The sequence below is a fragment of the Formosa sediminum genome, from assembly GCF_007197735.1.
Lineage (GTDB): Bacteria > Bacteroidota > Bacteroidia > Flavobacteriales > Flavobacteriaceae > Formosa > Formosa sediminum.
Map to the genome: position 1 here is coordinate 3,251,956 of NZ_CP041637.1, position 13,270 is coordinate 3,265,225.

Annotated in this window: 14 protein-coding genes; 10 read left to right on the forward strand and 4 right to left on the reverse strand. The window is 29.9% G+C overall.

All coding sequences use genetic code 11. The features are described 5' to 3' along the window. Positions 1–66 precede the first annotated feature (66 nt). From tsaD to FNB79_RS14380, 8 genes are all read left to right on the forward strand, one after another. Positions 67–1,089, forward strand: coding sequence for a tRNA (adenosine(37)-N6)-threonylcarbamoyltransferase complex transferase subunit TsaD (gene tsaD / locus FNB79_RS14345; RefSeq protein WP_143382009.1), 1,023 nt, complete (start codon positions 67–69; stop codon positions 1,087–1,089). Positions 1,090–1,175: 86 nt separating this feature from the next. Then, positions 1,176–1,817, forward strand: a complete 642-nt coding sequence (locus FNB79_RS14350) for a foldase protein PrsA (protein ID WP_143382010.1) — start codon at positions 1,176–1,178, stop codon at positions 1,815–1,817. 3 nt (positions 1,818–1,820) lie between these two features. Beyond that, positions 1,821–2,525, forward strand: coding sequence for a 16S rRNA (uracil(1498)-N(3))-methyltransferase (locus tag FNB79_RS14355; protein WP_143382011.1), 705 nt, complete (start codon positions 1,821–1,823; stop codon positions 2,523–2,525). A gap of 6 nt (positions 2,526–2,531) precedes the next feature. Next, positions 2,532–3,173: a DUF4159 domain-containing protein gene (locus tag FNB79_RS14360; RefSeq protein ID WP_143382012.1), complete on the forward strand. Its 642-nt coding sequence runs from the start codon at positions 2,532–2,534 to the stop codon at positions 3,171–3,173. A 7-nt stretch (positions 3,174–3,180) separates the two neighbouring features. Further along, the gene (locus FNB79_RS14365) at positions 3,181–3,684 is read left to right on the forward strand and encodes a TrmH family RNA methyltransferase (protein WP_143382013.1); all 504 of its coding nucleotides are present in this window, start codon (positions 3,181–3,183) and stop codon (positions 3,682–3,684) included. A 21-nt stretch (positions 3,685–3,705) separates the two neighbouring features. Beyond that, entirely contained in the window at positions 3,706–4,791 is a 1,086-nt protein-coding gene (locus tag FNB79_RS14370; RefSeq protein WP_143382014.1) for an AI-2E family transporter, read from the forward strand. A gap of 7 nt (positions 4,792–4,798) precedes the next feature. After that, entirely contained in the window at positions 4,799–5,983 is a 1,185-nt protein-coding gene (locus FNB79_RS14375; protein ID WP_143382015.1) for a class I SAM-dependent methyltransferase, read from the forward strand. 62 nt (positions 5,984–6,045) lie between these two features. Beyond that, positions 6,046–6,444, forward strand: a complete 399-nt coding sequence (locus FNB79_RS14380; RefSeq protein ID WP_143382016.1) for a DM13 domain-containing protein — start codon at positions 6,046–6,048, stop codon at positions 6,442–6,444. A gap of 9 nt (positions 6,445–6,453) precedes the next feature. Here the strand turns inward: FNB79_RS14380 and FNB79_RS14385 are convergent, their stop codons facing one another. Together FNB79_RS14385 and FNB79_RS17275 are read right to left on the reverse strand one after the other, a co-directional pair. Further along, positions 6,454–6,837 carry a YchJ family protein gene (locus tag FNB79_RS14385; RefSeq protein WP_143382017.1) on the reverse strand — a complete coding sequence of 128 codons (384 nt, stop codon included), beginning with the start codon at positions 6,835–6,837 and terminating at the stop codon, positions 6,454–6,456. A 6-nt stretch (positions 6,838–6,843) separates the two neighbouring features. Then, entirely contained in the window at positions 6,844–7,002 is a 159-nt protein-coding gene (locus tag FNB79_RS17275) for a hypothetical protein (protein ID WP_185967779.1), read from the reverse strand. A 137-nt stretch (positions 7,003–7,139) separates the two neighbouring features. Here FNB79_RS17275 and FNB79_RS14390 point away from each other — a divergent pair, with 137 nt between their 5' ends. Beyond that, complete coding sequence (locus tag FNB79_RS14390; protein ID WP_143382018.1) at positions 7,140–7,802, forward strand: HAD family hydrolase; 663 nt, start codon at positions 7,140–7,142, stop codon at positions 7,800–7,802. Between the two features lie 2 nt (positions 7,803–7,804). On the opposite strand, the gene FNB79_RS14395 is transcribed toward FNB79_RS14390, so the two are convergent. Further along, positions 7,805–8,581, reverse strand: a complete 777-nt coding sequence (locus tag FNB79_RS14395; protein WP_143382019.1) for a glycoside hydrolase family 25 protein — start codon at positions 8,579–8,581, stop codon at positions 7,805–7,807. A gap of 878 nt (positions 8,582–9,459) precedes the next feature. Between FNB79_RS14395 and FNB79_RS14400 the strand changes: the two genes are divergently transcribed. Further along, on the forward strand, positions 9,460–11,901 hold the full coding sequence (locus FNB79_RS14400) for an ATP-binding protein (RefSeq protein ID WP_143382020.1): 2,442 nt from the start codon (positions 9,460–9,462) through the stop codon (positions 11,899–11,901). On the opposite strand, the gene FNB79_RS14405 is transcribed toward FNB79_RS14400, so the two are convergent. After that, positions 11,891–13,240, reverse strand: a complete 1,350-nt coding sequence (locus FNB79_RS14405; protein WP_143382021.1) for a sigma-54-dependent transcriptional regulator — start codon at positions 13,238–13,240, stop codon at positions 11,891–11,893. The genes FNB79_RS14400 and FNB79_RS14405 overlap by 11 nt on opposite strands. Positions 13,241–13,270 lie beyond the last annotated feature (30 nt).

Sequence of the window (13,270 nt, forward strand, 5' to 3'; positions counted from 1 at the left end):
AATTTTTTGATACGTTTTAAAGTTATAACTTTGAACCAAAAATAACAATACTTCTAATACATTCTAATGCATTCAGAAAATATTTACATTTTAGGAATTGAGTCTTCATGCGATGATACTGCGGCTTCAATTATACATAACGGAAAAATTCTTAGTAATGTTATTGCTAATCAAAGCATACACGAAGAATTTGGTGGTGTTGTACCCGAATTAGCTTCAAGAGCACACCAACAAAATATTGTTCCAGTTGTACATCAAGCATTAGCTAAAGCCAATATTAGTAAAGATCAATTACATGCAATAGCATTTACCCGTGGTCCTGGTTTAATGGGGTCGCTTCTTGTAGGTACGTCTTTTGCTAAATCTCTTGCCTTTGGTTTAAATATTCCATTAATAGATGTAAATCATATGCAAGGCCATATTCTTGCTCACTTTATAGATGTAGAAGGATTTAAAAAACCTCCTTTTCCTTTTATAGCCATGACCATTTCTGGTGGACACACGCAAATTGTTAAAGTAAAAAACTACTTTGACATGGACGTTATTGGTGAAACTATAGACGATGCTGTGGGCGAAGCCTACGATAAAAGCGGAAAAATATTAGGTTTAGGATATCCTGCAGGGCCAGAAATAGACAAACGTGCACAATTAGGAAATCCAAAAGCTTTTAAATTTACAAAACCTAAAGTAGACGGATTGAATTTTAGTTTTTCAGGGTTAAAAACAGCTATTTTATATTTTATACAAAAAGAAACTAAAGCTAACCCTAATTTTATTGCAGAAAACATTAACGACATCTGTGCATCTATTCAATACACTATTATAGGTATTTTAATTGATAAATTAAAACTAGCCACCAAACAAACTGGCATTAAACACATAGCAATTGGTGGTGGTGTATCTGCAAATTCAGGCATTAGAAAAGCACTTAAAGACGGTGAACAGAAATTTGGATGGACCACTTATGTCCCCAAATTTGAATTTACCACAGATAATGCCGCAATGATTGCTATTGTAGGATATTTAAAATATCTAGAACAAGATTTTTCTGAAGCAAATGTAACCGCTTCTGCCCGTTTAAGAATCTAATAAAAGCCCTTTATTTTTAAGTAAAATTGTAGTATAATTGTAATCCAAATACAAATCAATTTTAACCCCAACTATTAACCTACCTTATGTTAAGAAACCTACTTCTTACAGGAGCCATTATAAGCTCTGTATTTTGTTATGGACAAAAATCTATAGACAAATCTTTAGAAAATATAACTTCTGAAGAACAAGCCAAGCTTTTTATAAAAGAGCACAAAGAACTCAAAGGAAAATATTTTGTTTTTAATAAAGAAAAACACAACACAACTTTAACTAGAGAGTTGTTTGAAATGCCTATAGGTAACTCTAAAGTTTATGAAAGCGAATACAATAAAACTATATATAAAGTTATAGATAAAACAGAAACTATTTACTACCGTGCAAGCTACATTTTTATAAATAGTGATAACTTAAATGAATCTGATTTAAAACGATTAAAACAAACTATTTACTCTAAATATAATCAAGGCGTAGATTTTAGTAATTTAATAAAACGCTATTCTATGGATGTTAACGCCTCTCGTGGCGGAGATACAGGTTGGTTTATTGAAGGTAAAATGCCAGTTGAAGTTGAAGACGAATTAATAAGAAATAATAAAAATCATTACTTAAATAAATTATTTACTGTAGATATTCCAGGAAAAAATTGGCATTATATCATTTTAAAAACAGAAGAACCTAAACCAATTGAAGAAATTAAGGTTTTAAAAATTACACAAGCTATTTAAACCATGCAATTATTTTACAACCCAGACATTACCGAAAACACTACGCAACTTGTTTTTTCTAAAGAAGAAAGCAGACATATTGTAAAAGTGTTACGAAAAAGTAACGGAGACACTGTACACGTTACAAACGGTAAAGGTTGGTTGTTTACTGCACAATTAAATTTAGCAGACATAAAAAATTGCCTAGCCACAATTACAGACAAAACCTTTCAAAACAGTAAAAATTACACCATACATTTAGCAGTTGCTCCTACTAAAATGAACGACCGCTACGAGTGGTTTTTAGAAAAAGCTACAGAAATAGGTATAGATAGCATAACGCCAATTATTTGTGATCATAGTGAGCGTAAAGTAGTAAAATTAGAGCGTTACGATAAAATTTTACAGGCTGCCATGAAACAATCATTACATTACTATATGCCTGTTTTAAATCCACCTACACCATTTAAAACCTTTATAAGCCAACAACACACTGGAGATTGTTTTATTGCACATTGTGAAGACACCAATAAAAAATCTTTAAAACAATTAATAAAACCAAATACCAATATCACTATTTTAATTGGTCCAGAAGGTGATTTTAGTATAAAAGAAATAGAATTAGCATTAAAAAACAATTTCATTCCTGTAACTTTGGGACACACAAGATTGCGTACAGAGACAGCTGCTATTGTAGCTTGCCATACTGCAGCTTTAATAAATGAATAGGTATCTATGAAATGGTTTTGGATTTTATGCTTTGTGTTTACAAGCTCTTACATGTCTGCACAAGATGTTGCTGTTTTACATTATAAAGGAGGTGGCGATTGGTATGGAAACCCTACCTCACTCCCAAACTTAGTTGCTTATTGCAATACCCACATACATACCAGAATACACACCAATGTACCCGCTGTAGAAACATCAAGTCCAGACTTATTTCAGTACCCGTTTATACACATGACTGGACATGGAAATGTGTTTTTTGATGAAACGGATAAAGAAAATTTAAAAAACTATTTAATCTCCGGTGGTTTTTTGCATATAGACGATAATTACGGCCTTAAGCCTTATATTACAAAAGCCCTAAAAGATGTTTTTCCTGATCAAGAATTGGTAGAACTTCCTGCCTCTCACGAAATTTTTCAAGAGCCCTATCCGTTCCCTGAAGGCTTACCAAAAATACACGAACATGATGGAAAACGTCCGCAAGCTTTTGCCTTGTTTTACGAAGGTAGGATAATTGTTTTGTTTACTGTTGAAAGCGATTTAGGAGACGGCTGGGAAGATCCAGAAGTACATAACGATCCGGAAGAAGTTCGTGAAAAAGCTTTAAAAATGGGCGCAAATATTATATATTACGTATTCAATCACTAACAGCTAAATGGCTCAACTCAATCATTATAACACCCCTTTTAGTAAGCGAACATTTCCCATAACATTAGTTTGTGATAATGTAACAAATGCTCCAAATATTGGAAGTTTGTTTAGAACAGCAGATGCATTTGGTGTAGAAAAATTAATCCTCTGTGGTACCCATATTACGTTAGGTAGAAAAATGACCAAAACGTCTCGTGCAACAGAAAAAGTTGTGCCATTTGAAAGGCATGATAGTACAGAAGAAGTTATCGCTCAATTAAAATCTAATGGGTACCAAATTATTGCTTTAGAAATAACCGACACGAGTAAATCGCTTCGTGAAATTACTTTTTCTCCTCAACAACCTATTGCCTTACTTATTGGAGATGAGAATTTTGGCATCTCAGAACCTTTACTAAGCGTTTCTGACATTGTTGTACATATTGATATGTTTGGACAAAATAGCAGCATGAATGTTGTACAAGCTACTAACATTATTTTATACGAAATAACTAAACAAACTCTATAAAGGTTTATATATATTTGTTTTATGAATTCTAAAACTATAGCTAACGGTATTTTAAGAGCAATATTTACATTATTATTTATTGCCCTTACTTTGTATTTTTTATATCAAATTCAATCAGTAATAATATACATTGTAATATCAGCTATAATTTCATTAACAGGTTCTCCTTTAGTTCAACTATTCAGAAACCGTTTTAAATTTAACGATTCGTTTTCTGTAGTACTTGCCATGCTTTTAATTGTTGGGTCTTTAGTTGGTATGGTATTACTTTTTATTCCTTTAGTACTTGAACAAGGCCACAATTTATCGCTTTTAAACATCGAAAAACTTCAAGGAAATTTAAACAATGTATATTTAGACGTCGCTAAATATCTAGAAGGAAGACATATTTATTTAGAAAATTCTCTTGAAGATTATCATTTACTATCAAAAATAGACTACTCGGCTATACCTGATTTTTTGAATTCAATCTTAAGCGGATTTGGATCGTTTAGTATCGCATTCTTTTCTGTACTTTTTATCTCCTTTTTTTTTCTGAAAGACAGAAAATTACTAGAAAACAGTCTTATGATTGTTGTTCCTGAGAGCAAAAAACACCGTGTTAGAAAATCTATTTTCACGATTAAACATTTACTTTCAAGATATTTTTTAGGATTACTTATACAAATTTTAATCCTCTTTATTATTTATGCCATTGTACTCACTGTATTCGGAATTAAAAACTCTATAGTGATCGCTTTCTTATGTGCCCTTTTAAATTTAATTCCCTATATCGGCCCCTTAATTAGTGCGTTATTAATGATTGTGCTTACACTATCTAGTAATATGCATAACGACTTTAGTGAGACCTTACCAACCACTATTTATGTGTTAATCGGGTTTTGTTTTGCACAATTAATAGACAATTTCTTTAGTCAGCCTATCATATTTTCAAGAAGTGTAAAATCGCATCCCTTAGAAATATTTTTAGTTATTATCATTACAGGTATTCTTTTTGGTATTGTAGGAATGGTTATAGCTGTACCTGCATATACGGCTTTAAAAGTTATTTTAAAGGAGTTTCTTTCTGAAAATGCAATCGTAAAACATTTAACCAAAGACCTTTAGTTTTATATTGAATGCACTTATATTAAATACTGAAATTCAGAAATTTATAATAAACAATTTAAATTCTAACACCACCACACTACTTCTAAAAGGTACTGCTTTTGATGGCGTTGAAACCCGAGAAATTGTAGAACAAATTGAAGCAAAAGTTAAATGTATAGCCAAATTAAAAACGTGGTATAATACACCAAATATTTATTATCCTAATAAATTAAATATAGAACAAACATCGTCTGAACAAACTGCTAATTACAAGGGTCATTTAATTTATGGAGAGTCTATTATTGATATTACAGGTGGTTTTGGAGTAGATTGTTATGCGTTTTCTAAACATTTTAAAAGCGTTACGCATTGTGAAATTAATAAGAACTTAAGTGATATTGTTAGTTATAACTTTAAACAATTACAAGTCTCTAATATAAAAACTATACCTGAAGATGGGATTGAATTTTTAAAAAAGACTCCAAACATTTACGATTGGATTTATGTAGATCCTTCTCGAAGACATGATAGTAAGGGAAAGGTATTCTTTTTAAACGATTGCCTTCCTAATGTACCTGAACATCTAGATTTACTTTTTAATCATTCTCCAAATATTCTAATTAAAACTTCACCGTTATTAGATCTTTCTATTGGATTACAGGAATTAAAATTTGTAAGTGCAATACATATTGTTGCATTACATAATGATGTTAAAGAATTATTATGGGTTTTAAATAAAAACACCACATCAACATGTACCGTTAATACTGTAAATATTACAAAAACTAATATTGAAACATTCAATTTCGCATTAGCATCTGAAAACGCTTTAGATATAAAATACAGTAAACCTTTAACATACCTATACGAACCTAATTCTGCTATTCTCAAAGCTGGAGCGTTTAACGCATTAGCACATCAATTAAGTATATATAAACTCCATAAGCACTCTCATTTATATACTGCCGATACAAAAATAGATTTTCCTGGACGGGCATTTAAAATTGAAAAAATAATACCGTACCATAAAAAAACAATACAAAAAGAACGAATAGAGAAAGCCAATATTACCACAAGAAATTTTCCAGAATCGGTATCAAAACTCAGAAAAACATTAAAAATTAAAGATGGCGGCGATATCTATCTATTTTTCACCACAGATGTAAACGAAGCTAAAATTGTAATAATTTGCTCTAAAACAAAATATTAAACACTAAATGAGTTAGGTTTTAAATTAATACACGACTTTACATTAAACCAACCTACTCTAATATGAAATTTAGATTTATAATTTTATTACTTCTAAGCAGTTGTTCTTCTAACGATGATTCTGCTGATATTGTTGAAGAGGATACTGTTTTAGAAAACGAAGACAATTTTACAGGTATCTTTATAGATGTTACACATCCTACTTCTGGTACAGCAACAGTTAATGCAGAAAAAACGACCTTAGAACTTACAAATTTTAAATCTGACGATGGTCCGCTCTTAGAATTATACTTAACTACCGGACTAGATGTTAGCAATTATGTATCATTGGGCGTTTTAAAAGGATTAGATGGTAATTATTCTTATACTTTACCTACAGATATTGACTTAGAAACCTATAATCACGTTATAGTATGGTGCGTAGAATTTTCTGTAAATTTTGGATATGCAATTTTAAAGTAATTACAGGCATTAAAGAGCTTCTACATAATACCAGCACCCATTTTCTTTAATAAATCGAGAGTTTTCATGAATCATTTGTAACTCCCCTTCTTCTTGAAAAATAGCTTTAAACTCTACAGTACCTTCAGTATCGTCCTCCATTCCTTTAGTGGTATTTAAAATATCGAGCTTAATCCAATCTACAGATTTAGCCCATTTCACTATTGCTTTTTTTTCTTTTACAGGACGGGTACTTTTATGATGACTTTGCATTAAATAATCGCCATTGGCAAAAACAAAAGCTGAATATCTAGAGCGCATTAAGACTACAGCAGTTTTAACCTGCTTTAAATCGTTATGAGCAATTTCACAACAATCTTTATATAATTTGTCACTACAACACGGACATTTCATTTTTAATTATAGATTAGATTTATTTTCTTGAGATTTTTTAATAATAGCCTTTAAGCGTTCCTTTCGCAATTCTTTTTCAGATCGTGTTTTGTTTTTCTTACGATCCATTAATTTAGTATGCTTAGCTTTATTTTTAGTATTTTTCTCTTTTCCTATCTTGGCCATAATTCTCAATTATAATTCAAAATTACAATTTTTAATAGCTGAACATTTAAATTACGTGTAATTAATTCAAAGTATTTTTTATGATTTCTTATCTACTAAGCTAAAATGCTTTTATATCTTAGCAAACAAAAAAGTTTATGTTAAAAGCAGTTTTATTCGACATGGATGGTGTTATCGTAAATACAGAACCATTACACTACAAAGCCTATTACAACATGTTTAAAACTGTAAATATTGAAGTGCCTCTAGAACATTATCAACTGTATACAGGACGTTCTACCATTAGTACATGCACAGGTATTTGTAATCATTTTGGTTTAAAAAACGATCCAGAAGAATTGGTTCAGCTTAAACGTAAAGCATTTCAAAAACTCTTTAAGGAAGATCCAGAATTAGATCTTCTTCCTGGGGTTTTAGATTTAATTAAAAACTATTACGAAAACGGAATAACATTAGTTTTAGCATCCTCAGCCTCGCAAATAACTATTCGCGATGTGTTTACGCGCTTTAATTTAGATCAGTATTTTAAAGATCGTATTTCAGGAGCCGATTTAGAAGCATCTAAACCGCATCCTGAAATTTTTGAACGTGCTGCCGAGATTGCAGGCTTTTCACCTTCAGAATGTATGGTTATTGAAGATTCTACAAATGGTTTAAAAGCATCTCATGATGCAGGAATCTATTGTGTTGCTTATAAGAGTCCACATTCAAAAAACCAAAATTATGATTTAGCAAATAAAGTTATTTCTGATTTTAGCGAAATTACATTTGAAAAGATTAAATCTGAATTTGAAGATTAAGTCTATTTTATTAAAAATCGTTTCAAGTCTGGATAAGTCCCATTAAAGACATTTAAATCCATAAAACCCTCTACTCCATTTACCTGACCTTGTTCTGTAAATTGCCAAATACTCCAAGGTTGTGTAAATGGCTCTACATAATTTCCATAATTTGCTATCCAAATGGGATACTTATCAAACTCTGGAGTATCTAGATATTTTCTATAAAAGTGATCTCCTGTATAAATTATTGGAGTTACACCGTAATGAAACTCGATATCGTTTAACCATTTTTTTATACCTAGTTTTAAATTTTCTAGAGATTGAATGGTTGATAAGTTTTCAATATCTAAAATAGGCGGTAAATCTCCTGGCCTGAGTTGTACGTGTGTTTTAAATTGCTGGGCCTGACTTAAAGAATGCTGATTGGGTCTGTAATAATGGTAAGCACCGCGTATTATATCTTTATTCTTAATAGTTTCCCAACGCGATATATATTCACTATCTAAACCATCTACTCCCATAGTTGCTCTAACAATTATAAATGCAATTGGAATACTATCGTTTATATAGTTAACAGCTTTCCAATCTATCTTTCCTTGATAATGAGACAAATCTATACCATATAAAAATCTCGGATATCTTTTAAATATAGATTCATTTTTTGTAAAAGCTGATGTAGATTTTTGATTAAGTCTATGGTATAAAATATTTAAATCTAATCTAAAATAATAGATTGCTAAAACAAGTATACTGCTAAAGAATATGATTAAAGATAAAATTATTTTTCTACGGATCATGTACACAAAGCTAATATTAAAAAACACTTAAAAAAAAAGACACACAGTAAAAACTGTGTGCCTAATTTGTATTACCGCTTAGTAATACCCCCTAATTAACTAATAGCTTTCACAAATATAAACTATACCCATTTAATAGACTTACGGTTTTCACGTAATTTTTTAAATTAATTACTAATTAACTGATTTTCAAATCGTTTTTATTCTTAATAATTAACAAAAAAATTACGGATATAACAAATCAAACTTTTTTAATAAAAATTTAACTGTTATATTATAATTATTTTCTTAAAAGTATAAACTCTTAACTTTTAGTTTTCAATTAAGTATACTATTCATAATTATAATCTCCACTATCACTATATTTTGTATTGTAATTTTATAGTTACTGTTAATAGCTACAACAATAAATACATCATTTTATACCCACTTATATGTTTCTGTTCGTATGAAAATTTTTGTTTTTGACATAGTTAAATTTATCTCACTATGTTTTAAAGTATCTAGATACATTGGTTTTTTAAGAAAACTATAGTTGAATACTTATAAATCTTATTCAAATTGATCGGCAAAATCACGAACTTATAAATAATCATCTCTTATTATTAAAGCTTTTTTCTATTTGTAAAAAACATCTGAAAATCTATCTCTGTATAAATTTACTTCTAAACTCTTTCAAATTAAAAAATAGGTCTTGCAATTCTTCCAAAAATGAACAACATCACAATACAAGTAATTTTTTTCATAACTTTTTATTTTAAAATTAAGAGGTTTGGTTCATGCATGAAATACCTAAAAGCAGGTATTTTTAGTAATTATTAAAACCTTATGCATACCCTATGTATTAAAATCCAATTACATTTCACTAATTTTACTACATGGAAAAATCGAATAGAAAAATAACCTTAAAAGTTATTATTGGATATATTATACTAGCTGTTGTAGCTGTTACCACAACATTTTTAGTTTTTTCTGAAATTAAAACCTTCTTGAATTTAAAACAAGATGATGTAAATGATAGAAATAAAGTTATAACCATTGGTAACCTAATTGCAGACATTTACGAAAATGAAAGTTTTGCAAGGGCAGCAATTCAGACTGGATCTCAAAGCCAATTTGATTTATATGTTAAAAAAAATGAACTTTTAAATGCCGATATTGATAGTTTAAAATTAAAATTAGACAACACCCATCAGGTACAACTATTAGATAGTGTAAAACAATTAATAGGTGTAAAATTTGAAAATATAAAAGCGTTAAAACGGATAAAAGAAGATGATTTATCTGAACGTTCTATAGAGTCTGCTTTAAAGAAAATTAATACAATAGAGAGTTCAGTGGGTCGATTAACCATAGCCGATTTTGCAGAAGACCCTAACAGTTTAACTCCAGAATACAGACGCTCTATAGAAGAATATATTTCTATTTTAAATAAATACAGACCCAAAGAAAAAGATCAAATTAAAAGTGAAGAACGCTTAGACTCTATTGTAATAGCAGCACGAGAAATGCTAAAACAAGTTAAACAAGATGCTTTAACACAAAAAACCAATTTGTCTAACAAAGAAAATTCTATTTTAAAAAGTGATTTAAATGTATCTCAAAGTTTAAGAAAGTTACTATTTAATTTAGAACACGAAATTATTGAATATTCTAAGAAAATTAAAGAAGAACGCGATCTTGCGCTAGATAGAAGTACACGTATTTTAAGCTTTTCAACCATAATTGGGACCTTATTAATTATTTTATTCTCCTTTGTAATTTTAAATGATTTTTGGAAAAGTCAGAAATATAGAAAAGAATTAGAAAAAGCAAATGCGTTTACAACGTCATTACTTCAAAGTCGTGAACAATTAATATCCATGGTAAGTCACGATTTAAGGACACCCTTAAGCACAGTAACTGGTTATAGTGATTTATTAGCAAAAATAACTACAGACACTAAATCTAAACATTATATAGACCGGATTTCAAAGGCTTCAAAATATATGAAGAACTTGGTAGATGATTTATTAGAGTTTTCAAAATTAGAGCGTGGTAAAATCACTATAGAAAATATTCCGTTTTCTTTACATCCTATCATAGATGAAGTAGTAACTAGTGTAAAATCTGTATACCCAGATAAAGACATAAAACTTGAAGTTAAACATGCCTCTAATATTGAAAAACCAATACTAGGAGATCCTTTTAGAATCAGACAGATTTTATACAATTTAGTAGGTAATGCTTATAAGTTTACGGATTCTGGTAAGATAACTATTGAAACTAAAACTTATAAAAATTTAGAGAGACAGCCAATGCTTCAAATACGGGTAATAGATACTGGTATTGGGATCCCTAAGGAAAAACAATCTATAATTTTTGAAGAATTTACGCAAATAGAAGGTGAAAACGAGAAAAAATATGATGGTTTTGGCTTGGGGTTAACCATTTCAAATAAACTAGCCAATCTATTAGGAGGCGATTTATCGTTTACTAGTGAAATTCAAAAAGGAAGTACATTTATGTTTACGCTTCCTGTAGTTTACAGTGTAAAACCAGTTATAAACACCAAACCTAAAAAAGAAATTAAAGCTACAAATTTAGATGTGTTTGTAATAGATGACGATGCTTCTTTAAGGCAATTACTAACAGATATTCTTCAGGAACAACATTTAAAAGTCACGGCTTTTGAAACAGCTAAAAAAGCACTAAAAGCCATGAAAAATACACCTTTTGATTTAGTGATAACAGATATACAGTTACCAAAAATGAATGGGTTTCATTTTATGGAAACATTAAAAGCTTCCACTTTTTATAAAAACCAGCCTATTATCGCTTCTACAGGTCGAAAAGATTTAAAAGCAAATGTCTATAAGGATAGTGGGTTTGCCGATATTATTTTTAAACCCTTTAGTGCAGACGATCTGGTACAAACCATTAACAAATGGATACCGAATGCCAAATTAAAATCTAACACAAATTCTACTGACACTCAAGTTCAGACTTTTAAACATTTCAATTTAGCACCAATTAGCACATTTTTAAATGGTGATATAGAATCTTTAAAAGATACATTACAATTATTTTTAAATGAAACAGAAGTTAATTTAAAAACGTTAGAGAATGGAATTAACACTAAAGATTTAGATGTTATACATGCTACTAGTCATAAAATGCTAACCATGTTTAAACAATTAGAAATTAACACTGTTGTACCATTATTAAGCTATTTTGATAAGCTAGATAATATTAACGACGAAGCTATAACTACTATGTTTTCTACTCTAAAAACTCAAACACAATTAACTGTTTTAGAAATGGAACGTTTTATAGATTAATGTTATATTCTTTAATCTTATTATAAAGTGTTTTTCGGGTAACGTTTAACAATTTGGCAGCCTTAGTTTTATTATTATTGGTTTGTTCTAGGGCACGAATAATAAGATCTTTTTCATGATCTTTTGTAGAAAAATTTTGAGTTAATGCTGGACGTTCGTCTAAAACTACACTCTGTGTTAACTCTACTGGCAATACATTTTTTTGTATAAAATCTCCAGAAGTTAAAAGCGTTGCGCGTTTAATTACATTCCCAAATTCTCTGAGGTTTCCTGGCCAATTATAATTATGAAATACTTTTAAAACATCATCAGAAAAACCAATAACATTTTTATTTAATTTCTCGTTTGCTTTACTTAAAAAATAATCAGCGAAAATAATAAGGTCGTCTTTACGTTCGTTTAAATTTGGAATTTTAATGGTAAATTCATTTAATCTATGATATAAATCTTCCCTAAAATCACCGTTTTCAACCGCTTTTATTAAATCTTCATTGGTAGCAGTTATCAATCTAATGTCTACTTCAATTTCGTTACTACTACCTATAGGTTTTATACGACGTTCCTGAAGCGCACGTAACAATTGAATTTGATTCTCGTAGGACAGATTTCCGACTTCATCTAAAAACAATGTGCCGTGATTAGCCGACTCAAAATGTCCTTTCTTATCTGTAATTGCTCCGGTAAAAGACCCTTTTTTATGACCAAAAAATTCACTCGCTGCTATTTCTTTTGGAATTGCACCACAATCTACAGCAACAAAAGGTTTATTACTCCTTAAACTTTGCTTGTGAATGGATTTTGCTACAACTTCTTTCCCTGTACCACTTTCTCCCGTAATTAGAACAGACATATCTGTAGGTCCAACCAATTGTATATATTCACTTAATTTTTTAGAAGACGAGCTTATGCCTGTAACAAACTCAGAAGTTGTATTTAGCTCTTTATCTTCAACTGCTTTAGTTGTTGTTTTAGCTACAGGTGCCGAGTTTAGAGCATTATTAATTACATGCAATACTTCATCCTGATTAAAAGGCTTAGAGATATAATCAATTGCGCCCTGTTTCATTGCTTTAACAGCCGTAGAAACTTCTGCGTAACCGGTCATTAAAATTACAGGTGTTTTTTCTTTATGCGTTTTAACAATTTCTAAAAGCGCTAAACCATCGCCATCAGGCAATCTTAAATCTGTAAAAATTAAATCGAAATCGGCTTTTAAAATATTAGCTTTTGCATCTTCAAAGCCGTAGCTAATAGACACATTATAATTATGTTTTTCTAAAAAGCGTTTAAGCATGTTAGAAAAAGCAACATCATCTTCTATTAAAAGGATAGATTTCATATACGGTCTTGAGAAATTAAGCTATAAAAT